The sequence below is a fragment of the Limnohabitans sp. genome (assembly GCF_023910625.1).
Classification (GTDB): Bacteria; Pseudomonadota; Gammaproteobacteria; order Burkholderiales; family Burkholderiaceae_C; genus Limnohabitans_A.
In genome coordinates this window covers 2,043,910-2,066,558 of the sequence record NZ_JAAVVW010000003.1, presented here as the reverse complement: position 1 = coordinate 2,066,558, position 22,649 = coordinate 2,043,910, and the positions used below count along the sequence as shown (strand labels likewise).

At 59.3% G+C, this 22,649-nt stretch carries 22 protein-coding genes; 6 read left to right on the top strand and 16 right to left on the bottom strand.

Annotation, left to right across the window (positions count from 1 at the left end; genetic code table 11):
* Nucleotides 1–21: 21 nt before the first annotated feature.
* Complete coding sequence (gene rmuC, locus HEQ17_RS13305) at nucleotides 22–2,181, top strand: DNA recombination protein RmuC (protein WP_296293174.1); 2,160 nt, start codon at nucleotides 22–24, stop codon at nucleotides 2,179–2,181.
* A gap of 81 nt (nucleotides 2,182–2,262) precedes the next feature.
* Entirely contained in the window at nucleotides 2,263–3,300 is a 1,038-nt protein-coding gene (locus HEQ17_RS13300; protein ID WP_296293173.1) for an IS630 family transposase, read from the top strand.
* A 309-nt stretch (nucleotides 3,301–3,609) separates the two neighbouring features.
* Here HEQ17_RS13300 and mazF read toward each other — a convergent pair whose 3' ends face one another.
* Both mazF and HEQ17_RS13290 read right to left on the bottom strand, forming a co-directional pair.
* Complete coding sequence (gene mazF, locus HEQ17_RS13295) at nucleotides 3,610–3,954, bottom strand: endoribonuclease MazF (RefSeq protein WP_296293172.1); 345 nt, start codon at nucleotides 3,952–3,954, stop codon at nucleotides 3,610–3,612.
* Nucleotides 3,954–4,196 carry a PbsX family transcriptional regulator gene (locus HEQ17_RS13290; protein ID WP_296293171.1) on the bottom strand — a complete coding sequence of 81 codons (243 nt, stop codon included), beginning with the start codon at nucleotides 4,194–4,196 and terminating at the stop codon, nucleotides 3,954–3,956. The genes mazF and HEQ17_RS13290 overlap by 1 nt, the downstream gene beginning before the upstream one ends.
* Before the next feature lie 206 nt (nucleotides 4,197–4,402).
* Here HEQ17_RS13290 and HEQ17_RS13285 point away from each other — a divergent pair, with 206 nt between their 5' ends.
* Nucleotides 4,403–4,663 carry a type II toxin-antitoxin system prevent-host-death family antitoxin gene (locus HEQ17_RS13285; protein ID WP_296293170.1) on the top strand — a complete coding sequence of 87 codons (261 nt, stop codon included), beginning with the start codon at nucleotides 4,403–4,405 and terminating at the stop codon, nucleotides 4,661–4,663.
* A gap of 9 nt (nucleotides 4,664–4,672) precedes the next feature.
* Nucleotides 4,673–5,101, top strand: a complete 429-nt coding sequence (locus tag HEQ17_RS13280; protein ID WP_296293169.1) for a type II toxin-antitoxin system VapC family toxin — start codon at nucleotides 4,673–4,675, stop codon at nucleotides 5,099–5,101.
* Nucleotides 5,102–5,201: 100 nt separating this feature from the next.
* Here the strand turns inward: HEQ17_RS13280 and HEQ17_RS13275 are convergent, their stop codons facing one another.
* Together HEQ17_RS13275 and HEQ17_RS13270 are read right to left on the bottom strand one after the other, a co-directional pair.
* The gene (locus tag HEQ17_RS13275; protein ID WP_296293168.1) at nucleotides 5,202–5,471 is read right to left on the bottom strand and encodes a type II toxin-antitoxin system RelE/ParE family toxin; all 270 of its coding nucleotides are present in this window, start codon (nucleotides 5,469–5,471) and stop codon (nucleotides 5,202–5,204) included.
* Entirely contained in the window at nucleotides 5,455–5,667 is a 213-nt protein-coding gene (locus tag HEQ17_RS13270) for a DUF6290 family protein (RefSeq protein WP_296293167.1), read from the bottom strand. The genes HEQ17_RS13275 and HEQ17_RS13270 overlap by 17 nt, the downstream gene beginning before the upstream one ends.
* 201 nt (nucleotides 5,668–5,868) lie before the next feature.
* On the opposite strand from HEQ17_RS13270, the gene HEQ17_RS13265 reads away from it, so the two are divergent.
* Nucleotides 5,869–6,012 carry a hypothetical protein gene (locus HEQ17_RS13265; protein WP_296293166.1) on the top strand — a complete coding sequence of 48 codons (144 nt, stop codon included), beginning with the start codon at nucleotides 5,869–5,871 and terminating at the stop codon, nucleotides 6,010–6,012.
* 28 nt (nucleotides 6,013–6,040) lie between these two features.
* Here the strand turns inward: HEQ17_RS13265 and HEQ17_RS13260 are convergent, their stop codons facing one another.
* The 6 genes from HEQ17_RS13260 to recQ all read right to left on the bottom strand — a co-directional run bounded on the left by HEQ17_RS13260 (nucleotide 6,041) and on the right by recQ (nucleotide 14,203).
* Entirely contained in the window at nucleotides 6,041–7,423 is a 1,383-nt protein-coding gene (locus HEQ17_RS13260; RefSeq protein ID WP_296293165.1) for a DUF3526 domain-containing protein, read from the bottom strand.
* On the bottom strand, nucleotides 7,420–8,847 hold the full coding sequence (locus tag HEQ17_RS13255; RefSeq protein ID WP_296293164.1) for a DUF3526 domain-containing protein: 1,428 nt from the start codon (nucleotides 8,845–8,847) through the stop codon (nucleotides 7,420–7,422). The genes HEQ17_RS13260 and HEQ17_RS13255 overlap by 4 nt, the downstream gene beginning before the upstream one ends.
* On the bottom strand, nucleotides 8,844–9,605 hold the full coding sequence (locus tag HEQ17_RS13250) for an ABC transporter ATP-binding protein (RefSeq protein WP_296293163.1): 762 nt from the start codon (nucleotides 9,603–9,605) through the stop codon (nucleotides 8,844–8,846). Before HEQ17_RS13250 ends, HEQ17_RS13255 begins: the two co-directional genes overlap by 4 nt.
* A gap of 2 nt (nucleotides 9,606–9,607) precedes the next feature.
* The gene (locus HEQ17_RS13245; RefSeq protein WP_296293758.1) at nucleotides 9,608–11,785 is read right to left on the bottom strand and encodes a TonB-dependent receptor; all 2,178 of its coding nucleotides are present in this window, start codon (nucleotides 11,783–11,785) and stop codon (nucleotides 9,608–9,610) included.
* A 78-nt stretch (nucleotides 11,786–11,863) separates the two neighbouring features.
* On the bottom strand, nucleotides 11,864–12,163 hold the full coding sequence (locus HEQ17_RS13240) for a hypothetical protein (protein ID WP_296293162.1): 300 nt from the start codon (nucleotides 12,161–12,163) through the stop codon (nucleotides 11,864–11,866).
* 156 nt (nucleotides 12,164–12,319) lie between these two features.
* The gene (recQ, locus tag HEQ17_RS13235; RefSeq protein WP_296293161.1) at nucleotides 12,320–14,203 is read right to left on the bottom strand and encodes a DNA helicase RecQ; all 1,884 of its coding nucleotides are present in this window, start codon (nucleotides 14,201–14,203) and stop codon (nucleotides 12,320–12,322) included.
* Nucleotides 14,204–14,369: 166 nt separating this feature from the next.
* Between recQ and HEQ17_RS13230 the strand changes: the two genes are divergently transcribed.
* On the top strand, nucleotides 14,370–15,416 hold the full coding sequence (locus HEQ17_RS13230; protein ID WP_296293160.1) for a homocysteine S-methyltransferase family protein: 1,047 nt from the start codon (nucleotides 14,370–14,372) through the stop codon (nucleotides 15,414–15,416).
* Between the two features lie 28 nt (nucleotides 15,417–15,444).
* Here the strand turns inward: HEQ17_RS13230 and otnK are convergent, their stop codons facing one another.
* From otnK to HEQ17_RS13200, 6 genes are all read right to left on the bottom strand, one after another.
* On the bottom strand, nucleotides 15,445–16,710 hold the full coding sequence (gene otnK, locus HEQ17_RS13225; protein WP_296293159.1) for a 3-oxo-tetronate kinase: 1,266 nt from the start codon (nucleotides 16,708–16,710) through the stop codon (nucleotides 15,445–15,447).
* Complete coding sequence (gene ltnD, locus HEQ17_RS13220) at nucleotides 16,707–17,519, bottom strand: L-threonate dehydrogenase (protein WP_296293158.1); 813 nt, start codon at nucleotides 17,517–17,519, stop codon at nucleotides 16,707–16,709. The genes otnK and ltnD overlap by 4 nt, the downstream gene beginning before the upstream one ends.
* Nucleotides 17,512–18,726: an IS256 family transposase gene (locus tag HEQ17_RS13215; protein WP_296293157.1), complete on the bottom strand. Its 1,215-nt coding sequence runs from the start codon at nucleotides 18,724–18,726 to the stop codon at nucleotides 17,512–17,514. The genes ltnD and HEQ17_RS13215 overlap by 8 nt, the downstream gene beginning before the upstream one ends.
* Before the next feature lie 96 nt (nucleotides 18,727–18,822).
* Nucleotides 18,823–20,412, bottom strand: a complete 1,590-nt coding sequence (locus HEQ17_RS13210) for a glycerol-3-phosphate dehydrogenase/oxidase (RefSeq protein ID WP_296293156.1) — start codon at nucleotides 20,410–20,412, stop codon at nucleotides 18,823–18,825.
* Nucleotides 20,413–20,480: 68 nt separating this feature from the next.
* A complete protein-coding gene (locus HEQ17_RS13205) occupies nucleotides 20,481–22,214 on the bottom strand; it encodes an ABC transporter substrate-binding protein (protein ID WP_296293155.1) in 1,734 nt (577 codons plus the stop codon).
* 108 nt (nucleotides 22,215–22,322) lie between these two features.
* On the bottom strand, nucleotides 22,323–22,631 hold the full coding sequence (locus HEQ17_RS13200; protein ID WP_296293154.1) for a DUF2160 domain-containing protein: 309 nt from the start codon (nucleotides 22,629–22,631) through the stop codon (nucleotides 22,323–22,325).
* Between the last annotated feature and the right edge of the window lie 18 nt (nucleotides 22,632–22,649).

The window sequence follows — 22,649 nt, the reverse complement described above, 5'->3', positions numbered from 1 at the left end:
AACTCATAGAGGCAAGACTCAATGGATTCGCAAGTGATGCAATTGCTAATGGCTGTTTTTCTTGGCCTAGTGTTTGGTGGAGTTACAACTTGGTTCGCGTTCAAAAGCCATTGCATCTCGGCCGTTGAGACAGCAGTGCTTAAGGCCCAGTCTGAGTCTCAAGCAGAACTTTCTCAACTGCGAGAGCGCTCCAATTCACTGGAATCGTCACTAGAAAAGAACTCTACATCTTTCAGCGAAATGAACGCTCAGCTTGATCGTCGTCGCGAAGATCTCAATCAAGCAAGAGACGAAGTTTCAAGATTGTCGGAGCGAGTCGTCCGAGTTGAGAGCTTGGAAAAAAGCCTCAATTCGACTTCTGAACAATTGAGCCACCAGGCTGAAGAGTTGCGCCGAATCACCGCAGAGGCATCGGAGAAAGCAAGTCTGGCCCAGTCAAACTCACAGCGAGCAGAAGCCTTGGAAAACCGGTTGAACGAGACTATGTCTCAGTTAAGGCTGGTGACTGCGGATGTAAAGACAATGACGGGCATCAGGGCCACATTGGAAGAGCAGGCATCCAGGGTAAAGCCGCTCGAAGATGAACTGGCGAATGTCCGCATGCAGCTGCAAAGCAAGACCGAGGAACTTCGTCGTGTTTCTGCTGAAGCGTCGGAGAAGGGCTCTCTCGCACAATCAAATTCAGAAAAGGCAAGCGGCCTAGAAAACGACCTCGTCCAATTGCGTAGCCTATTGGCCCAGGCCGTCATTGACGTTAACAACCTGACCGGTCAGAAGGCAACCCTGGAAGAGCAAGCCTCTCGGATCAAGCCGTTGGAAGAAGAATTGTTCAACTCCGGACAAAGCCTCAAGGCTGCCTTGGCAGCTCAGGCATCGTCCAGCGAACGCCGCGCCGCATTGGAAGAACAATCCTTGCGCATACCTGCATTGGAAGAGGAATTACGACAGGCCAAGCTGGCTCGCTCGGATGCGGAGTCGAGCGTGAATCGACTGACAGCAGAGGTCACACAACTGAGCACTCAACTGCAGGCTGAGCTCAAGTCTTCACAAGAAAAACTGGCATTACTTGAAGCTGCCAAGAACACGCTATCCGAGCAGTTCAAGAACGTAGCGAATGACATCTTGGAGGAAAAATCCAAGAAATTTTCTGAACAGAATCAGACCAATCTCGGGCAACTGCTCGATCCGCTGCGCCAACAGATCCACGAATTCAAGGGCAAAGTCGAAGAAGTCTATGTGCAGGAGAGCAAAGACCGATCCGCCATGGCAGAGCAAGTTCGTCAGCTAGCCTCTCTTAACCAGGCGCTCAGCCAAGAAGCCAAAAACCTGACGAATGCATTGAAGGGGAACACCAAGGCACAGGGCAACTGGGGCGAGCTCGTTCTTGAGCGGGTCTTAGAGGTTTCTGGCCTGCGTAAGGGGATGGAGTACATCGTCCAGGACAGTCAGACCCGAGAAGATGGTAGTCGAGCGCAACCGGACGTGGTCATCATGCTTCCTGAGCAGCGCAAGTTGGTGGTGGACTCCAAGGTCAGCCTGAATGCTTACGAAGAATATACCATCTCAGATACGGAGGAAGATCGACTGCAATCTGCCCGCAAACACATGGATTCGGTTCGCAAACATGTCCTAGGTCTATCTACCAAGAGCTACGAGAAGCTCTATGGCAGTAGTTTGGACTTTGTTCTCATGTTTGTCCCTATAGAACCCGCTTTTATGCTCGCTATCTCAAATGATGAGCGACTTTTCATGGACGCTTGGGATCGAAATGTTCTTTTGGTCAGCCCATCCACACTGCTTTTTGTTGTTCGAACCGTGGCACATCTGTGGCGACAAGAGCAGCAGAGCCGCAATGCGCAAGATATCGCCAAACGTGGAGCAGAGCTCTACGACAGGTTGGTTGACTTCGTGAAAGATCTTGAACAGGTAGGAGCCCGTCTGAAACAAGCAAAGGAGTCTTACGACGATGCCCACAAACGCCTTACCACAGGTAAAGGTAACGTGATCCGCCAAGCCGAGATGCTTCGTGATCTTGGTGTCAAGTCTACAAAAAAATTACCATCAGAACTGGTTGAGCTCGCACGTGGTGAATTGACCTCTGTTGAGGAACTGGCGGCACTCACGGATGGCATCGAGCTTAGTGAAAAACGCCTAAATTCTGACGCACAAGCCTCGACTTGAACCGGTCTTCACTCGTGTTACGCCTATAGATTCGGCCCATTGAAGTCTTGAATTCCAGGTGATTGACCCCATGTTCAGATCATGGAAAAAGAAGACGCAAGATACCAAACACTGGAGCAACTGCACGAGCGGCGCAAGCAAGTCATTCGGTTGCACAAGAAGGGCATCAAGGTGATGCAAATTGTGGCGATGACTGGACTGAGTCATCCGACAGTGCGATCAACGATTGATCTGTTCGAGGCCGGCGGTTGGGCAAACGTGCGGCCTACTCCTCGCGGACGGATTAAAGGCGACGGACGCGTGCTCAGCTCAGCCCAAGAAGATGCCATCCAGCGCATGATCATCGACAAACGACCTGAGCAGTTGAAGATGGACTTCAGCCTTTGGAGTCGAGCTGCGGTGGGGCAACTCATTGAGCAAGAATTTGGCATCAAGCTGCAGGTGCGCAGCATTGGCAAGTACCTCGCGCGCTGGGGTTTTACGCCGCAAAAGCCGATCAAACGCGCCTACGAACAAAGCCCGGCTGCTGTGCAGGCCTGGCTTGAGGGTGAATACCCCGCCATAGAGCAGCGCGCCAGAGCTGAAGGGGGCGAAATTCACTGGGGTGATGAGACCGCACTGGTCAACACTGATGTGCGCGGCAGGAGCTATGCCCCTGCAGGCAAAACACCCGTGACCATGGCGGTGGGTGGCACGCGCCAAAAGCTGTCGATGATTGCCACGGTGACCAATCAGGGCAAGACAAGGTGGATGATCATTGATGAGGCATTTGATGCAGAAAAGCTGATTGAGTTTTTGCAGGCCTTGATCAAAGATGCGAGCAAAAAAGTCTTCCTGATCCTGGACAACTTGCGCGTGCACCACAGCAAACTGGTCAAGGCGTGGGTAGCTGAGCGCAAAGAACAGATCGAGCTTTTTTACCTGCCCAGCTACAGCCCGCAACTGAACCCAGAAGAGCGGCTGAACGCGGACTTGAAGCAGGAGATGGGCAAGCGCGTTCCAGTGCGAACCAAAGCCAAATTACGCGAAGCTGCCAACGAACATATGTTGATGTTGGAGAAAACAACCGAGCGGGTTATTGACTACTTCCAGGACCGTCGGGTTCGATATGCTGCTTAAACTTCAAAGGGCCGGAGCAATAAGTGGTCGCCTAGGAACATGTGAAGTGGCGCTGTACATCGGTGCGCTAAAAGATCAAAGCGCATTCCTACTAGCTGGTCACCCAAAATCCACTTCGCCATGGGCGTTCTCATCGGTGATGCCAGCCAACAAATCCTCAAGTTTGTATCGCGTCCCCCGCCCCGTCCCCATCTGCACCAATATCCCCATCTCGCACAGCGCCGTCAGATCCCGGTAGGTCGTGGCGCGTGACACCCGGCAGAGGTTCACTTATTTCTCGGTGCGGATGCTGCTGGCAAAGCAGATAAGTCAGCCAATTTGCAGCAAGGCCTTGATCTTGGCGCGGACATCCTGAAGCACTTCTTCGGGAACCGCGTCTTTCTTTTTGGCTTGCCGAAGGCGCCAGTCCAATGATTTGACTTGGTCTGACAGCACAACACCCGGTTTACCGTCGATCAAGGTCTGGACTTCAAAGGGGTAGCCTTTGATTTGGGTAGACAGGGGGCAGCACACCATCAAGCCTTTTTTGGCGTTGTATGCCGCAGGGCTTAGCACCAAGGCGGGACGGTGGCCTGCCTGTTCATGCCCGGCTTGCGGGTCAAATTCCAGCCAAACGATGTCACCGGCTTCGGGCACATAGGTTCGCGTGACCATCAGAGAGCTTCCTGCCCAACTGGCCCGCCAAAGTCCACCACACCATGGGCGTTCTCGTCGGTCATGCCTGCCAACAGGTCTTCCAATTTGTACTCAGGCTGGGCAGCGGGCTCGATGACGATTCGACCTTTCGTTGCCGTGATGATGACGTGCTGCTCCAAGTCGAATGCGGCCGACTTCATGACTGCGCTTGGCAGGCGCAATGCAGGGCTATTGCCCCATTTGCGAATCACAGCTTCCATGACATTCTCCTGTTATGTATCTACATTGTAGACACGCCATATTCGGCGCACAACACTTTCTTTTTGAGCCGAAATCAATCGGCGAAAGCGCATTCGCAGGATTTACGCTTCACGCCTTCGAACGGCATCCAGCACATCAAGCCCTGATCATTGACAAGTCAAGCGATTGTCGTAACATACAAACATTAAATCCTGAAGGGCCACACATGAGCATTCACACGTTTTCAAGCCGCGACTTCACACGAGACGTGTCGGCCGCCAAACGCGCTGCAGTGGATGGTCCCGTGTTCATCACCGACCGGGGTCGCCCCGCGTTTGCATTGCTCAAAATCGATGACTACTACCGCATGGCCGGTAAGGCAGCACCGTCTTTGCTGGAGGTGATGGACGGCATACCGGGCGGTGAAAGCTTCGATTTCGATCCGCCCAAACTGGGGATTCAGATTCAGGCCGCGACCCTGGACTGAAGGCGATCCATGTTCGTTCTGGATACCAACGTCATTTCCGAGCTGCGCCAAGGCAAGCCCAAACCTTCCATGGCGGTGCGCCAATGGGCGGCTGGGCAGCCCAGCAACCAGTTTTTTTTGTCAGCCATCACACTGCTCGAGCTGGAATTGGGTATTCAAGCGTTGGAGCGCAAAACGCCTCCTCAAGGCAGCGCTTTGCGCCATTGGTTGGGTGGCGTTCGCACCGCTTTTGCGGGCCGCATTTTGCCATTTGCAGAAAGCACCGCACCCGTCTGTGCGGCGCTGCACATCCCCAACCCGTGCTCAGACCGGGACGCGATGATTGCGGCAACAGCCCTCGAGCACAAATTCACTGTAGTGACACGCAACGTGCCGGATTTTGAAGCGACCGGCGTGGCGCTTTTGAACCCTTGGCTCGATCAACAAACAGCAGGATAGTCGCATAAGCACCCGTGCAAGCATTCAACGCTCGTTCAATTGGAGAAGTGGGACCAATTGAAGGGCAGATTGCCAATTCCACCGTTTATGCTCTCAAAACCTATCGATAGACCTCACGCCGACTACCGATGCACAGCACGCGCACCAGAATTTTCTGGTCCTGGATGTCACAGATGATGCGCCAATCGCCCACACGATATTTCCAGTAACTGCCCAAGCGCTGACCCGACAGGGCCTCGCCAATGTTGCGTGGGTTGGTCAAGCTGCTCAGGCGTGTGCGCAGAAAACCCACCAAACGGATTTGAATGGCTTTGTCGAGTTTGCGCAGATCCTTGAGGGCGTCTGGGTCAAATTCAATTTTCCAGGCCAAGCTCGCGCTCCACATCTTCCAGCGAAATGGTTTTGCGGTTCTTGCGCGCGCGGGCCTCGGCCAGGAAATAGTCTTCCAAGTCGTCGATGTGTTCAAGGATCGCTTCGCGGACCAGCGCGGTCTTGGTCAGCCCGGTCTCTTGAGCCAGTTCGGCCAAGCGTGCTTCGATGTTTTCGGGCAGGCGGATGGCAAGCATGGCTTCTTCCCTTGATGTGGTTGCTATACAAGTATAGCCAATCAATACACTTAAACCAAAGTTGATAGAAATGCAGCTTGAAACCGGTGGTGGGGTAATCATCCCCGTCTGTACCAACACCCCCGACCATCCACTCAGGGACGACTAATGACCCGTCGGACTGATCGCAGCCCCGTTTACACATAACTCCGTACACCCTTTGTGGGCGAAGAAGACTGGCAAAGCATTCTGGCCAATGTTCAGGCCTTTGGTCAATTGACAGGTATTCCCGTCACGGTGGCGCCCAAAGGCGGGCACGACTTGGGCAAAGCTTATGTGGGGCCGCTACTGGATCGGTGGCCATGAGGCAACTGGGCATGCATCGCGTGAAGTCTCAGTTCACACCTTGTTGGTGGATTGCGCTTGCGGCTGCGTTTCTGGATGCGCGCACGCCCCACAGTGTTGCGGCAAGGGCGAGCAGGGCGAGCGCCAGGAGGGAGCCACCTAAGGGTTTGGTGTCAGCCCCCCTCGACTGGAAACGGGGCAGCAGCTCGAAATCTTGCGCATCGAATCGGGTCTCGTTGAACAGATACGGGTAATAGAACGAACGCAGCCGCGTGTGAAATCTGGCAACCTGGTCCTGGTAGTCAAGCTGCGCGTGGAGGTCTGTCGAGGCCACGCGGTGTAAGACAGCCTGCACGCCCACGCCGGGCAGCAGCCAGCCGAGGCGTTCGGTCCAGCGCTGGCGCGCCAGCAGGCCAGCGCGGTAAGCGGCCACTTGTTTGGCGACGCTTTCGTCACCCAGATGCTGGAAGGCGAAGTACCACTTCCAATGAAAGCCTGACGGCAACGGCGCGGTCTTCTGCCATTCAGGATGGGTGCGGAAAAAGCGCTGCATCGTCTCCTCGCGAGGCAAATCCCAAGCGCCATGCACCTCCTGGCGCTGTGCCAGCATCAGATCTACGCCCTGACGGACCGGAACGGCCTGCGCCAGCACGGCATGGCCGATGGTGGGTAACACCAGTGTCAGCATTGCCCAGCAGCTCATCAAGGCAGTGGCGTTGTTGACCGAGCTGGCCCTTCGGGCGGCGACCGCGAGCGACAACCCGGTCCAAAATAACAGGTACCCCAGTACGGTGCCTAAGGCCGTGACCATAGACACAGCCGGCATTTTGCTTGCCCATGCGCCGGCCAGCAGGGGTAGCGCCAGGGCGACGAACACGCACACGGCACGCAGGGCGGCGCGGCGCAACCAGAGGCAGCGTCCGCCGCCTGTCAAGGCAATCAGTGTCGCCAGTCGGCCCGCATGCCGCTCGCCCGAGACGAGGTCGTAGAGCAGCGCAATCAGGAACAGCGGTGCCAGATAGACCAGCACAAAGGCGAAATCAAAGCGCCCGGCCAGCGCAAGTTCGGGGTTGAACACCTCGCCCTCGTGCAACTGTGCCTGCAGCGCGAGCGCACGCACGCGCAAAACATAGGGCGCCGTATCTCGAAGACCCAGGGCCAAGAAGGCCGCAGGCGCAGGCTCATCCCAAGTAACCAAGGAGGCATAGTAGGCCACCGTTCCTGCATCGCCTTTCTGCGTCAATTTGGGTTGTTGTGCCGCGAGTTCTTTTGCCTGTAATTCGGCTAGTCGTGCAATCGTCTGTTCTTGGCGGGACAGCTCCAAAAGGCCCGATACCACGGCCAGTGCTGACAAGCTCATCAACAGCATTAAGCTGATGAGTGCCAGTCGCGAGCGACTCAGGAGCCGCCATTCATGAGCGAGCCAGCTCATCGCAAACCAGCAGCCAACCGCCGCGTAGACATAAGAATCAGTGCGACAAGTGCCGCTAGCCACGCCAGCAGCACGCCAGCCATGGGAGTTGCGCGTCGCAGGGCGGCGGACGCCGTCTCGGGCTCAAAACGAAACTCGGCGATGTTGTGCCAGTTTTCATTGCTGATTCGACCAGACAGGCTGCCTTTGTCGGTCGCAAAGTTCAGCTTCTCGGCCTGCATGCGGTTGAGTCGCTGCACGAGTTCATAGCGATGGCTCTCCGCCTGTTCGAGGAAGCGGCGGTAGGCGTGCAAGTCGGTACCCGCCGCGATCATGGAAATGCGACGCAAGGCGAGCACGGGGCTGGTCAGCGAGAAGGCGTCGACACGCTGCAACTGTGCCTCCTGGAGCGCGAAGCTACGCTCGGCATAGCGGTTGAAAAGATCACTTGTCAGGCGCTCGCCCTCCATGCCCAGCACACCTTTGTAGTTCACCGGCAGATCCTCAACACGACTGACGCCGAACTGCGCCAACACCTTATTGCGGAACTCGCTGAAGTAGGGGTCGTCGGGGTTGTGGCTGTCGCCCATCGCAGCCAGGTCGCGGCCCACTGCGATGTCGGTTTCGATGCGCGTGGGCAGGGGCATTGCATACGCCACAACTTCGGACGCAAGTCGCGGCACCAGCACCACGGTCAGCGCCCAGAGCGCGAGCAGTGCGATCAGGGCATCCCGGCTGCGCGCGGCAAAGGCGGAAACACCCACCACCGCCACGGCCCAAAGGACCAGCCAGATACCATATGCGAACAGCATCACCAGAACCAGGCTGATCGGCGAGGTCTTGGTCGTTGCTATCCAGGCCAGCGCCAGTGCGGCGGGGACCAGCATCAATGCACAAACGCCGATCAGCGCCAGCAACTTGCCCGCTACGAGCTGCCCGGGGCGCAGTCCCTGCGCCAGCAACATCCGCAAGGTCCCGGCTTCGCGCTCGCGGGCCACAGCCGCATGGCCCATGAAGATGAGCAGCAAGGGGGCGAGCACCTGCAGCACGAAAGCGGGGTTCAGCTGGCCGAAGCGCAGCATGAGCGAGGACTGACGCACGTCTGCGAAGTTGGCGCTGTTCTGGCGATGGCCTTCCAGATAGAGCGTGTGGCCGGTGTAGGGGTCGATACCGGCGTCGAAGGCCGCCAACGGCTGGATGGGTCTGAAGGCGAACGTGCCGTAGTGCACCATGCGGTGCGGGTGCCGGTCGGGTTGCATCTCGAACTCGCGATCCGCCTGCGACTGGTAGCGCATCCTGTCCTGATTGGCCGCGCTGCGCTGTTCCCAGGCGGTGAAGGCCGCAATCGCCGTCAAGATGAGCAGCAGAGCTACCCCGATCATGGCCACGCGGTCGCGCCACAACAGACGCCACTCTTCCCGCGCAATCCTGATCGTCTTGCTCATCCTGCCATCTCCACGCTGGCATAGTGGCGGTGCAAGGCAGGCACATCGAAGCGGTGTGGCCCCGCAGTCGCCGCCACCTGCTCGACTAACCGTCCATCACGCAAGAAGCCGATGCTGTCGGCCACGTCGGCTGCGCCCAGCAGGTCATGCGTGACCATGAGGATCGCGACACCCTGATTGCGCAGCACGCCCATCAGACGCGTGAATTCCGCCGCCGCTTGCGGATCGAGCCCTGAGGTCGGCTCGTCCAGCAGCAGCACCGACACTTTGCGGGCCAGCGCCAGCGCTATGGCGACCTTCTGCCTCATGCCCTTGGAAAAGCCCAAGACGCGCCGATCGTGCGTGCTCCTGTCCAGTCCCGCAGCGCAAAGCGCGTCTCCGATAGCCTGTGCATCCGTCGGCTGATCGGCCAGATCCAGCAGATAGGCGATGTTTTCACGCGCACTCAGGTGCTCGTACAGCGCCACGTTCTCCGGGATGTAAGCGAGCAGACGCCGAGCCGCAACGGGTTCGACGGCCGGATCCAGACCCTGCACGCGGACTTGGCCGCTGCGAACTTTCAAAAAACCCAGCAGCAGATTGAGCGTCGTGGTTTTGCCCGCGCCGTTGGTGCCCAGCAGCACATGAATTTCTCCAGGCAGGATGACGAGCGAGAGACCGCGCAGGATCATCGCTGCACCGTAGCCCGCGACGGCATCGCGGATCTCGATCACTGGCACTGAACTCGTGGAGGAGGTCTCCAGCATCAGATCTGACATGCTCAGAATTTGGCCTGCATACCGACCGTGATGGTCCGCGCCGTACCTGGCGTCACCCACACGCGGCTGTAGGAACTCGTGTAAAAGGTTTTGTCGAACAAATTGTGAATATCTAGCGTGAAGCGCAAGGTCTTGCTCAGACGCAAGTAGCCCACAAGCTTGACCGTCGTGTAGGCCGGCAATTCAAAGGCCTGCGTGCCCGCATTTGCTTCAGACTGCGTCATGGCCTGACCCAGCCGCTCGCCCATGTGTGTCACGCCGCCGCCGATGCCATAGCGCTGGCCACCATCCAGTGTGTCTTCATAGACGGCGAGCACACTGCTGTTGATTCGAGGCACATTCAGCAAGCGTCCGCCAACTGCGAGCGTATTGTCCTTGCTGACCTTGACATCATTGAGCACCAGGCTTGCATTCACGCGCCAGTGCCGCGTGACTTGGCCGGCGGCGTCCAGCTCTGCCCCCCGACTGCTGACCTCACCGGCGGCGATCGAGAACCCGGTGTTGAGGGGGTCAGAGGTCAAGACATTGCGCTTGCGGATGTCAAACAGCGCAGCCGTCACGCCGATGCGCTTGTCTGCGCCCTCCCATTTGCTGCCCAGTTCCAGCGACCGGCCCTTTTCCGGCTCAAACCCGACCTGACGGACATCCGCGCCGACGTTCGACCGGAACGAGCGCCCCGCATTCGCGAAGAGCGTCCATTGATTGGTCGGCAACCAGCTCAGACCCAAACGCGGTGAAGTGGACGATGGGTCTTGATGGGTGCTTACACCGGTCCTGCGGTTCAGCAGAGATTGACGGTAATTGTCCATGCGGATGCCTGCGATGAGGCGCCATTGAGGTGCCAGCTTGATGGCATCCTGCACATAGAGTGCCGTGTTGCGTTGTTGTTCAAAGGTATCAACGGTACCGGTGTTGGCAACAGGCGTTGGCTGGGCTTGGCCATACACTGGCTGGTAGATGTTGATCGCGTAGGGACTGCCCACTGTGGGATCGACGCGCAGCATGACCGAATCCATGTCGAATCGGTAGGCCTCCATCCCAATCAGAAGCTCGTGTGCGAACGATCCGATCAGCAGGTTGCCATTGAGCTCGGCTTGTAGGGCGATGTCGCTCGAATCGTAGTCCCTGAAGCGACGTTGACGCCTTAGATCACCATTGGCCTGCAGCAACGTTGGTTCGGTCGAATGGCCTTTAAGCGAGGTTTCCCGGTGGGACAGCCCGAAGCGGCTGCGCCACGTGTTGTTCCATTGATGTGAAAGGATCAGCTGGTGCGTGTTGTTGGTCACCTCGACGCTGCCGTCGGCTGGCTCGCCCAGGAAGCGGTTACGCGGAATCGCACCGAGCTGATTGTTGACGGCCACCACGCCACGGTCCAGGGGAGTCTTGTGGCGAAGCATTTCACCGGAGTATTCGAGCTTTGTGTCACGGTTGAGCCTCCAGGTGAAGGCCGGGGCCACAACCTCCCGCTTGGCATGCACAAGGTCACGAAAACTGTCACGATCCTCGACGGCCACATTGAGCCGGTACGCAAAGTTCTCGCCTATCGGACCCGTGCTGTCAAAAGCGCTACGCTTGAGGCCATAGCTGCCCACATAACCTTCAACGGAATTTGCTGAGCGCCACAAAGGGCGTTTGGACACGATGTTGAGTGTCCCGCCGGGTTCACTGCTGCCGTACAGCGCGGCGGCCGTTCCCTTCAGGAATTCGATACGCTCGACGCCAGCCAGATCACGTGGCGCATTGAAGCCTCGGTTGGACGAGAAGCCATTGAGCAGCGTGGCCATGCCGGTGTCCTCGTTGCCGGGCAAACCACGGATAGCGATGTTGTCCCAGAGACCACCAAAATTATTCTGCCTGGAAACGCCGCCCACGTAGTCCAGCAAATCGTCCAGCTTGGTGGCACCAAGGTCGTCGATAGCCTGGCGCGTGATGATGCGCACCGACTGCGGCAATTCACGCAGCGGCAGCTCTGTCTTGGCCCCCACGGCTTCTTCGGCATGGTAGGCCCCAGAAGCAGTGCGCCCGACCACTTCGACCGTCGCGAGGGCTGGGATGGCAGGCTGCGCGGCTGTTTGCGCCCCGGCCAATCCGGCACACAAGGCAGAGACCCCTAGAGCGATCCAACGAGGCCGCGCGGCAAGCAGGGCATGAGAGGTGTAAAAACCTGGTGGCGTGGGCATAGCGTTGCTGAACATATGCTTTTTTTGAGGCGTGAAAGACCCGAAGTATATTGCGAATACATTATCAGTAAAAGCACCTCATTCCAAAGCTCCGTTACCTTTAAACTTTTTAAATGGAAATAAATGAGCACCAAAGGATAGTTCAGCATCCTTTGTGTCACTTCCCCGAGCATTGAACCCGGCGGTTCTTGGTTTTGGGAGTTTTAAAAAATGGCCCAGATGGATCATGCTGGCCATCGTCACATTCCCCAGATACTTGCCCCACACACTGCCCAAAAAGTGCCGCAATGGCACAAGGCGCACCGCCGTCGTATCGCTTGAGCCAAGTGAAAGCTCAAGTGCGCAGGCAAAACAAAAAAGATATTTTCTGTAGGGCAAAAACCACCGCCCAGAACCGGGCTCGTCCAACGTTTGAGATGAGAGGCGTTTGGAGGCCGTAGGCCGGAAAGCGTCCCCCTCGATGGAAGGGTTGGACGAAGCCGCTACGCGGAGCGGGACCAGATTCGGCGTGGGGCGATTCAGGTGAATGCCTGATCAACCCACCCCATTGCACACCCGCAACACCTGCGGGCCGTAGGCTTCGAGCTTCTTGACGCCCAAGCCGCTGATGCCTTGCAGCTGCGCCAGGCTTTGGGGTGCGGCCTCGGCAATGGCGGCCAGCGTCGCATCATGAAAGATCACATACGCGGGCAGGTTGTGTTCTTTGGCCACTTCGGCGCGCCAGGCCTTGAGGTTGATGTAGCGCACCATCGCGTCTTGGCCCAGGTTGGCGGCGGCGGGGGATGGGGCGCTGCGGCTGCGTGTGCGTTTGTCGGCGCGCTGGCTGGTGCTCTCGCGCAGCTGCACCGGCACATCGCCTTTCAGCACGGCGCGCGAGCCTTCGGTCAGGTGCAGGGTGCTGAAGCCTTCTTCGGTGTGAACATGCAGCGCGCCAATGGCGATCAGTTGGCGCATCACGGCGCGCAGTTGCTGTTCGCTGTACTCGGCCCCCAGGCCAAAGGTGCTGATGCTCTCGTGGCCGCGTTGCGCCACTTTTTCGGTTTTCTTGCCGCGCACGATGTCCATGGTGTGCGCTGCGCCAAAGCTGTGGCCGCTGGCCTGGTGGCAGCGGTACACAGTGGACAGCAGTTTGCGCGCCGCATCGGTGCCGTCCCACACTTCGGGCGGGTTCAGGCAGTTGTCGCAGTTGCCGCAGTAGGGCATGTAAACGCCTTGGCTGCTCTCGGTTTGGCCTTGGTAGGTTTCGCCAAAGTAGCCCAACAGGCGCACGCGTCGGCAGTCGGTGGCCTCGGCCAGGGCCAGCAGCGCGTCGAGCTTGCCGCGCATGACCTGCTTGAACTCTTCGCCTGCCGGGCTTTCGTCGATCATGCGGCGCTGGTTCACCACGTCTTGCAGGCCATAGGCCATCCACGCGTCCGACGCCAAGCCATCGCGCCCGGCGCGCCCGGTCTCTTGGTAATAGCCTTCGATGTTTTTGGGCATGTCCAGGTGCGCCACAAAGCGCACATCGGGTTTGTCGATGCCCATGCCGAACGCGATGGTGGCCACCATCACCACCCCCTCTTCGCGCAAAAACTCGTTTTGGTGGCGCTGGCGCATGTCGGCGGGCAGTCCCGCGTGGTAGGGCAGCGCCCGCACACCGGCTTCGCACAGCATGGCCGCAATCTCTTCCACCCGTTTGCGCGACTGGCAATACACCACACCCGCTTCTTCGGGATGCTCGCGCTCAATGAAGCGCAGCAGTTGGGTGCTGGCTTCTTTTTTTTCGACGATGGTGTAACGGATGTTGGGGCGGTCAAAGCTGCTGATGAACAGCTCGGCGCTTTCCAGCTGCAGCCGCTCGACGATGTCGGCCCGCGTCAGCGCATCGGCCGTGGCAGTCAGCGCCACACGCGGCACGCCGGGATAGCGTTCGTGCAGCACCGTCAGGCCCCGGTATTCGGGCCGGAAGTCGTGGCCCCACTGGCTCACGCAATGCGCTTCGTCAATCGCAAACAGGCTCAGCAGCCCGCGCTCTTGCAGCGAGTCCATTTGCGCCAAAAAGCGCGAGGTGGTCACCCGTTCGGGCGCGGCATACAGCAAGGTGATGTCGCCACGCATCAGCCGCCGTTCGGTGTCGCTGGCTTCTTCGCTGGTGAGGGTGGAGTTGAGGAAGGCGGCGCTGACACCCGCTTCGTGCAACGCGCCCACTTGGTCGTGCATCAGCGCGATCAGGGGCGACACCACCACCGTGATGCCCTGGCCAGCGCGTTGGCGCGCAATGGCCGGAATTTGGTAGCACAGCGATTTGCCCCCGCCCGTGGGCATGAGCACCAGCGCATCGCCGCCTGCGGCCACATGGTCAATGATGGCTTGCTGCGGGCCGCGAAAGGCGTCGTAGCCAAAAACTTCGCGCAGGATGGGGAGGTGGGGGGACACTGGGGTTTGACGGCTTTTTGAAGGCTTGATTGTCCGCTATTGGTGGAGCATTTTTGCGGGTGTGGTGTGGGTGGGTGAGGGCGGGCAGTGCCCGGCTTGCCAGTTGCGGGCAGCGGGTTTTGCGCGGTTTCATAAAACCTGAAACCCCAACTTTTACAATACCCCCATGAAACCCCTGACCTACACCCGCGCCCAAGCGCTGCCCGAGATCCTGAAGAACCGCATCGCCATCCTCGACGGGGCCATGGGCACAATGATCCAGCGCTTTAAATTGTCTGAAGCCGACTACCGGGGCGAGCGTTTCAAGGATTTCCCCAAAGACGTCAAGGGCAACAACGAGCTGCTGAGCCTGACCCGGCCCGACGTGATCCGCGACATTCACGAAGGGTATCTCGCCGCCGGGGCCGACCTGATCGAAACCAACACCTTTGGCGCGACCACCGTGGCCCAGGCCGACTACGACATGCAGCACCTGGCCCGTGAGATGAACCTGCAATCCGCAAAAATCGCCCGCGCCGCTTGCGACAAGTTTTCTACCCCCGACAAGCCGCGCTATGTGGTGGGCGCTTTGGGCCCCACGCCCAAGACCGCCAGCATCAGCCCCGACGTGAACGACGCGGGAGCGCGCAATGTGACCTTTGAAGAACTGCGCGCCGCTTATTACGAGCAGGTTCAAGCGCTGGTCGAAGGCGGCTCGGATGTGCTGCTGGTCGAAACCATTTTTGACACCCTCAACGCCAAAGCCGCGCTGTTTGCCATCGAAGAGTTCTTTGAAGCCAGCGGCCAGCGCCTGCCGCTCATCATCAGCGGCACCGTCACCGATGCCTCGGGCCGCATCTTGAGTGGCCAAACCGTGACCGCCTTTTGGCACAGCGTGCGCCACGCGCAGCCCTTGGCCATTGGCCTGAACTGCGCTTTGGGTGCGACGCTGATGCGCCCCTACATTCAAGAGCTGAACAAAGTGGCGGGCGATACGTTCATCAGCTGCTACCCCAACGCTGGCCTGCCCAACCCCATGAGCGACACCGGCTTTGACGAAACGCCAGAAGTCACCAGTCGCCTGTTGCACGAGTTTGCCGCTGAAGGCCTGGTCAACATCGTGGGCGGCTGCTGCGGCACCACGCCTGAGCACATTGGCGCTATTGGCCGCGCCGTCGCCCCCTTGGCACCTCGCGGTGTGCATGGCGGGTTCTTTTACAAAGAAGCGGCCTGAACGGTCACGCCCAGGCCATTCAGGTCATTCAGGCCAACGCGCCAAAAGCCTTGCTGAAAAAGTCTTCGGTGCCGAAGTTGCCCGACTTGAGCGCGATGTGCACACCACCGTGGGCTGAAGGCGCATGGCACCACGGCACGCCGGGGTCGATCTGCGGGCCAATTTGCAGCTGTGCGATGCCCAAGGCTTGCACACAAGCGCCCGAGGTTTCGCCACCCGCCACCACCAACTGACGCACGCCCAAGCCCACCAGGCCACGCGCCACGGCGGCCAGTGCGTTTTCAACCCAAGCACCTGCTTCGGCCACGCCCAGTTGTGCCTGTACGGCTTTGACGGCATCGGGCTCGGCGGTCGAGTACACCAACACCGGGCCGTCTTTCAAAAGCGGCGCGGCCCAGGCCAGCACCTGTTGAACCACGGTATCGCTTTGCCCGTTCATCAGGCTGGCGGGGTCAATGGCCCGTGCGGGCCGACCGGTGGCTTTGAAGTGCGCCACCTGCGCGTTGGTGGCCAGCGAGCAGCTGCCCGACACCACGGCTTGCAGGCCCGATGCCGCAGGCAACTGGCTCGCTTGCAACGAAGGCTGCAGCCCAAAGTTGGCGGGCAGGCCAATGGCCACGCCCGAGCCTGCCGTCACCAATGGCATCTCTTTCAAAGCCGGACCCAGCAACAACAGGTCGGCGTTGCTGGTGGCGTCCACCACGGCCACGCCCACGCCCTGGCTGCGCAACTCGGCGATGCGTGCGCGGATCGCGGCTTCACCTTGCGCCACCGTTTTGTAATCGATCAAACCCACGGGGCGCTGGGTTTGCGCTTGCATCACGCGCACCAGGTTCGCATCCTGCATGGGCGTGAGCGGGTGGTTTTGCATGCCGCTCTCGTTGAGCAGCACGCTGCCCGCAAACAAATAGCCCTTGAACACGGTGCGGCCGTTGTCTGGGAAAGCCGGGGTCGCGATGGTGAAATCGGTGCGCAGCGCGTCCATCAGCGCCTCGGTCACCGGGCCGATGTTGCCTTCGGGTGTGCTGTCAAAAGTGGAGCAGTATTTGAAATAGATCTGCTGCGCCCCTTGGGCCTGCAGCCACTTCAAGGCTTGCAACGATTGCGCGATGGCCTCGGCGGCCGGAATGGTGCGCGACTTGAGCGCCACCACCACGACATGAACGTCGGCCGCCAATGGCACTGTGGGCACGCCAATGGTTTGCACCACCCGCATGCCCGAACGCACCAGGTTGTTGGCCAGGTCGGTGGCACCGGTGAAGTCGTCTGCAATGCAACCCAGTTTGATCTTCATGACTTGCCTTTCGGCAGTTCAATGCCCGGAAAAATCTTGATCACCGCGCTGTCGTCTTCCTTGGCAAAGCCAGCGGTGCTGGCCTGCATGAACATCTGGTGCGCGGTGCTCGACAGCGGCAGCGGGAACTTGCTGGCGCGCGCCATGTCCAGCACCAGCCCCAAATCTTTCACAAAAATGTCCACGGCCGACAGCGGCGTGTAGTCGGCCGCCAGCACATGGGCCATGCGGTTTTCAAACATCCAGCTGTTGCCTGCGCTGTTGGTGATCACCTCGTACAAAGCGGCTGGGTCCACGCCCTCGCGCAGGCCCAGCGCCATGGCCTCGGCCGCCGCCGCAATGTGCACGCCCGCCAAAAGCTGGTTGATGATCTTGACCTTGCTGCCTGCGCCCGCGCTGTCGCCCAGCTTGTAGACCTTGGCGGCCATCGCGTTCAAAAATGGCTCGGCCACGGCATAGGCCTCGGGCTTGGCCGCCGTCATCATCGTCATCTGGCCAGATGCGGCTTTGGCGGCACCGCCCGAAATCGGCGCATCCACATAACGCAGGCCCATGGCTTCGAGGCGCGCTTCCAAAGCCACCGACCAATTCGGGTCGACAGTGGAGCACATCACGAACACGCTGCCGGGCTTCATGCTGGCGGCGCAACCGGGGGTGGTGCCGTCGCCAAACAACACGGCTTCGGTCTGGGCGGCATTCACCACCACCGACACGACCACGTCGCACGCTGCGCCCAGAGATGCCAAGCTGTCGTGTGCCACACCGAAGGGTGTACGGCATTTTGTGTAAACGGGGCTGAGATCAGTCATTGGGCATCCTGCCTTCGAACTGAATGGTAAACCGGGTCAATGCGGCTTTCCAATCTCTGAGCGGCATCGTCCACTTCTTGCTGATGTTGTTCAGCGCCAGGTAGAACAATTTCAGCAATGCCTCATCGCTGGAGAACGAGCCCCGGCTCTTGGTCACCTTGCGCAGACTCATGTTCACCGACTCGATGGCGTTGGTCGTGTAAATGATCCGCCGAATCTCTGGAGGATATTCAAAGAACGGCACGATCCGCTCCCAGTTGCTGCACCACGATTTCACAATGGTCGGGTAGTCAGCGCCCCATTTTTCTTCGAATTCCTGCAGCCGCAGCACGGCATCATCCGCAGTTGCGCTGCTGTAGATGGTCTTCAGGTCTGCGGCCACCACTTTGCGCATCTTCCAGCTCACATAGTTCAGGCTGTGGCGCACCATGTGCACCAGACACAGCTGCACCGCCGTTTGCGGATATACAGCCTCTATTGCCTCGGGAAAGCCCTTCAAGCCATCCACGCAGGCGATGAAGATGTCAGCCACGCCCCGGTTCTTGAGCTCCGTGACCACCTGCAGCCAGAACTTGGCCCCTTCGGTCTGGGCAATCCACAGCCCCAGGATTTCCTTCTCGCCCGCCATGTTGATGCCCAAGGCCAGATATACGGCCTTGTTGCGCACCACGCCTGAGTCACGGGTTTTGACGTGGATGCAGTCCAGGTAAACGATCGGGTACAGCGCATCCAGTGGACGCGCCTGCCAAGCCTTGACCTCGTCCATGACGGCATCCGTAACCGATGAGATCAGCGTGGGCGACACCTCGGTGCCATACATTTCCTGGAGATGCCCCTGAATCTCACGTACCGTCATGCCTCGGGCATACAGGGACAAAATCTTGTCATCAAAACCCGTCCAGCGCGTCTGGTGCTTGGGCACGATCTGCGGCTCAAAGCTGGCGTGGCGATCACGGGGGATATCAATGGGCAGCTCGCCAAAGTCGCCTTTGAGGGTCTTTTTGCTTTTGCCGTTGCGGGCATTGCCAGCGGCGTTGGCCACGCTGGCATTCTTGGTGTGACCCAAGTGCTCGGTCATCTCGGCTTCCAAAGCGCGCTCCACAAGGCGCTTGGTCAGCTGCTTGAGCAGGCCGTTCTCGCCGATGAGGTCTTCAGGTTTTTTATAGCCAGCGAGCAGCTGGTCGATCAATTCGTTGCTTACGGTCATGGTTCATCTTTCTGGATGTTCGGCAGTTTCCTGCCATTTGACCGTTTACACAAAATTTAGGACACCCTCGGCAAGGAATATCAAAGGGACAGTGTTTCAGGAGGCACACCCAACTGCACTGGACAGCTTGCTGCGTCTGCACAGGGACAGGAAGGCGTCGAGTTCCGGGTTGGCACAGCCCTCATCCAGCAAGATAGAGGCGACTGAAGGTGCCATGGCGGCAGCGGCAGCGGCGTCCAGAAACAGCGAACGCCAGCGGCGTGCCAGCACATCTTCAACAGTCTGTGCAAACTCCTCCCGAACGGCAAATCGCACCATGGCCTCCGTGAGTCCCATGCCGAGTTCGGTCTCGGCCCCGGGGCAGGCCGTCACACGCTGAGCCTCTGTGCCATACAGATGCAGTCCGGGTGCGACATGCAGCGATATGGGCTGGCCCGAACCAGCGCCCAAGAGGGCATGGTGTTCGGTCAAGCCGCCCGGTTTGCGCGGCAGTAACCGCTCATCGAAACAACGCTCCAGTACGTCTTCTGCCATGGCGCGATAGGTTGTCCACTTGCCTCCGGTGACCGTGACCAGGCCGTTGGGACCGGTCACGATGGTGTGTTCACGCGACAGTGTTTTGGTGGCCCCCTCGGCCTGGCGCGCAGGAGCGACCAGTGGGCGCAATCCCACCCAGACGCTGCGCACATCCTCACGTCCCACGGGCCGATTCAGGGCCAGACTGGCCTCTGACAGGATGAAATCCAGTTCTTCCTGGAAGGGCTCCGGATCTCTGGGCAGGTCCTGGCGCGGGGTGTCGGTGGTGCCCAGCACAAGCTTGCCCAGCCATGGCACTGCAAACAAAACACGTCCATCGCGCGTCTTAGGAACCAACAGCGCCGTGTCACCCCCCAGGAAGGTCTGGTCCACCACCACATGCACACCCTGACTGGGACTGACCATGCGATGCACAAGGGTCTGCGGAACTTGTCCCTGGGTGGCGGCGCGCAATTCGTCTACCCACACGCCCGTGGCGTTGACGACACACCGGGCGGCCACGGTGCGGACTTCGCCCGAGAAATGATCGCGCACATCCAGCTCAAAACGGGCTGCAGCCGAATCGGCTTGCCTGCGCACTGCCGTGACCTTGCTGTAATTCATCAACACCGCCCCCGCCGCTTCAGCGGTGCGACCCAGGGCAAGCACCAGTCGGGCGTCATCAAACTGACCATCCCAATACCGGACACCTCCGAGCAGGTTTTGTGGGTTCACGCCGGGCAGCGATGCCAAGGTGCGTTCGCGGCTTAGGAGTTCGGTACGACCGAGACCTGCAGCGCCGGCCAGAAGGTCATAAAGCTTGAGTCCGATACCGTAAAACGGAGACTGCCACCAGTGGTAGGCTGGCATCACGAAAGACAGAGGCTGTGCCAGATGGGGTGCCAACCGCAAAACGGTGCCACGCTCGGCAAGTGCCTCGCGAACCAGGGAGAGGTTGCCCTGGGCGAGATAGCGCACACCGCCGTGCAACAGCTTGGTGGAGCGCGAAGACGTGCCGCTGCCGAAATCGTGCGACTCCAGCAACACGACAGAAAAACCGCGCAGCACTGCATCGAGAGCCACCCCGAGCCCGGTGGCACCTCCCCCAACAACGGCCAGGTCGTACACCGACTGGCGGGACAGTGATTCAAGTAATGCTGCGCGTTTCATGAAAGCTGGAGATGGCCCCTCGCACTGGGCTCAGCGAGGGGCGGTTTGCAACAGGCTCAACAAGGGGGTCAGCGCACCTTGCCGTTCTTCCAGGCATTGAGCAACTGGTCGTAAGCAATGGTTTGTCCCCTGGGCTTCTCGTTGGCCAGCTTCTTCCAGGGAGCCGCCTTGTCGCTGAGGTACTTGTTGGGATCGCCCTTCGGATTGAGTTTGGGGGCGCAACGTGCCATGCCGGAGCGCTCCAGGCGGGCCATGACCTGGTCCATCTGCTCTGCCAGATTGTCCATGGCCTGTTGTGGTGTTTTCTCACCAGTGACCGCCTCGGCCACATTCTGCCACCAGAGTTGGGCCAGGCGTGGGTAGTCGGGCACGTTGGTGCCAGTGGGCGTCCAGGCCACGCGGGCCGGGCTGCGGTAGAACTCGACCAGGCCACCCAGCTTAGGCGCCATGTCGGTCATGGCTTTGGACTGGATATCGGACTCGCGAATGGGGGTGAGGCCGACGATGGTTTTCTTCAGCGAGGTGGTCTTGGCGGTCACGAACTGAGCGTACAGCCAGGCAGCCGCCGTACGGTTCTCGTCGTGATTGGCAAAGAACGTCCAACTGCCCACGTCCTGGTAGCCGTTTTGCATGCCCTGCTTCCAGTACGGGCCATTCGGGCCGGGGGCCATGCGCCACTTGGGGGTGCCGTCTGCGTTGACCACTGGCAGACCCGGCTTGGTCATGTCGGCGGTGAAGGCGGTGTACCAGAAAATCTGTTGCGCGATCTGGCCCTGGGCCGGCACGGGGCCGGCTTCACCAAAAGTCATGCCGGTGGCTTCCTTGGGCGCGAACTTCTTCATCCAGTCGATGTACTTGGTGAGCGCGTAAACAGCGGCTGGTGAGTTGGTGGCACCACCTCGGGACACCGAGGCACCCTGCGGGGTGCAGCCGTCGCCCGAAGCGCGGATGCCCCATTCGTCCACTGGTTTGCCGTTGGGAATGCCCACATCCGCGGTACCGGCCATGGACAGCCAGGCGTCGGTGAAACGCCAGCCCAACGATGGGTCTTTCTTGCCGTAGTCCATGTGGCCGTAGATCGGCTTGCCGTCGATGTTTTTCACATCGTTGGAGAAGAAGTCGGCGATGTCCTCATAGGCGCTCCAGTTCAAGGGCACGCCAAGGTCGTAGCCGTATTTGGCCTTGAATCTGTCTTTCAGGTCCTTGCGCTCGAACAGGTCGGCACGGAACCAATACAGGTTAGCAAACTGCTGGGTGGGCAGCTGGTAGAGTTTTTTGTCGGGTCCGGTGGTGAAGCTCAGGCCAATGAAATCCTTCAGGTCCAGGCCCGGGTTGGTCCACTCCTTGCCTTTGCCAGCCATGTAGTCAGTCAGGTTCATGACCTTGCCGTAGCGGTAGTGCGTACCGATCAGATCACTGTCACTGATCCAGCCGTCGTAGATCGACTTGCCCGATTGCATGGAGGTCTGGAGCTTTTCGACCACGTCGCCTTCCTGAATCAGGTCGTGCTTGACCTTGATGCCGGTGATTTCCTCGAAGGCTTTGGCCAGAGTCTTGCTCTCGTACTCGTGGGTGGTGATGGTTTCAGAGACCACCGAAATCTCTTTGACGCCCTTGGCCTTGAGCTTTTTGGCGGCATCGATGAACCACTTCATTTCCCCCATTTGCTGTTCTTTGGACAAGGTGGAGGGCTGGAATTCATTGTCAATCCAACGCTTGGCAGCTGTCTCATTGGCCCAGGCTACCTGAGCACCCAAGGCCAGCAGGGCTGCCAGTGCCAAGGTGGTGTGTCGCAATTTCATGTCTTCTCCTCAATCGATGTGCTTCCCCGGTGGTTCAGATGAAATGACCCGGCCCCGGGGAAGCAATGGGCCGAATTCGAAAAGGGCAGAAAAGTGGTTGCAGCGGCGTCAACCCTTGCGCATGACCAGCACCATCCAGATGGAAGCGATGCCGAAGGCGAACCAGATGCTGGGTTCCTGCTCCAGCGACAAGCCTTGGGCGATGCGGCCGGCCAAGCCGACAAAAGCCAAATGGATGTAGGCCGAGCCGAGCAAGCCGATGAACAGGCGGTCACCACGCGTGGTGACCAAGGGCAGGAAGCCCTTGCGTTCTATCGTCGGAGACTTGATTTCCCACACCGTCATGCCGACCAGCATGAGCACAATGCAAGTGAAAAAAATGGCTACGGGTGTGGTCCACACCATCCAGTCAAACACGGCACGCCCCTTGTGCGC

Coding starts and splice junctions, on each gene's coding strand:
- rmuC (WP_296293174.1), top strand. CDS start 22: ATGGATTCGCAAGTGATGCAATTGCTAATGGCTGTTTTTCTTGGCCTA.
- HEQ17_RS13300 (WP_296293173.1), top strand. CDS start 2,263: ATGGAAAAAGAAGACGCAAGATACCAAACACTGGAGCAACTGCACGAG.
- mazF (WP_296293172.1), bottom strand. CDS start 3,954: ATGGTCACGCGAACCTATGTGCCCGAAGCCGGTGACATCGTTTGGCTG.
- HEQ17_RS13290 (WP_296293171.1), bottom strand. CDS start 4,196: ATGGAAGCTGTGATTCGCAAATGGGGCAATAGCCCTGCATTGCGCCTG.
- HEQ17_RS13285 (WP_296293170.1), top strand. CDS start 4,403: ATGAGCATTCACACGTTTTCAAGCCGCGACTTCACACGAGACGTGTCG.
- HEQ17_RS13280 (WP_296293169.1), top strand. CDS start 4,673: ATGTTCGTTCTGGATACCAACGTCATTTCCGAGCTGCGCCAAGGCAAG.
- HEQ17_RS13270 (WP_296293167.1), bottom strand. CDS start 5,667: ATGCTTGCCATCCGCCTGCCCGAAAACATCGAAGCACGCTTGGCCGAA.
- HEQ17_RS13260 (WP_296293165.1), bottom strand. CDS start 7,423: ATGAGCTGGCTCGCTCATGAATGGCGGCTCCTGAGTCGCTCGCGACTG.
- HEQ17_RS13255 (WP_296293164.1), bottom strand. CDS start 8,847: ATGAGCAAGACGATCAGGATTGCGCGGGAAGAGTGGCGTCTGTTGTGG.
- HEQ17_RS13250 (WP_296293163.1), bottom strand. CDS start 9,605: ATGTCAGATCTGATGCTGGAGACCTCCTCCACGAGTTCAGTGCCAGTG.
- HEQ17_RS13245 (WP_296293758.1), bottom strand. CDS start 11,785: ATGCCCACGCCACCAGGTTTTTACACCTCTCATGCCCTGCTTGCCGCG.
- HEQ17_RS13230 (WP_296293160.1), top strand. CDS start 14,370: ATGAAACCCCTGACCTACACCCGCGCCCAAGCGCTGCCCGAGATCCTG.
- otnK (WP_296293159.1), bottom strand. CDS start 16,710: ATGAAGATCAAACTGGGTTGCATTGCAGACGACTTCACCGGTGCCACC.
- ltnD (WP_296293158.1), bottom strand. CDS start 17,519: ATGACTGATCTCAGCCCCGTTTACACAAAATGCCGTACACCCTTCGGT.
- HEQ17_RS13215 (WP_296293157.1), bottom strand. CDS start 18,726: ATGACCGTAAGCAACGAATTGATCGACCAGCTGCTCGCTGGCTATAAA.
- HEQ17_RS13210 (WP_296293156.1), bottom strand. CDS start 20,412: ATGAAACGCGCAGCATTACTTGAATCACTGTCCCGCCAGTCGGTGTAC.
- HEQ17_RS13205 (WP_296293155.1), bottom strand. CDS start 22,214: ATGAAATTGCGACACACCACCTTGGCACTGGCAGCCCTGCTGGCCTTG.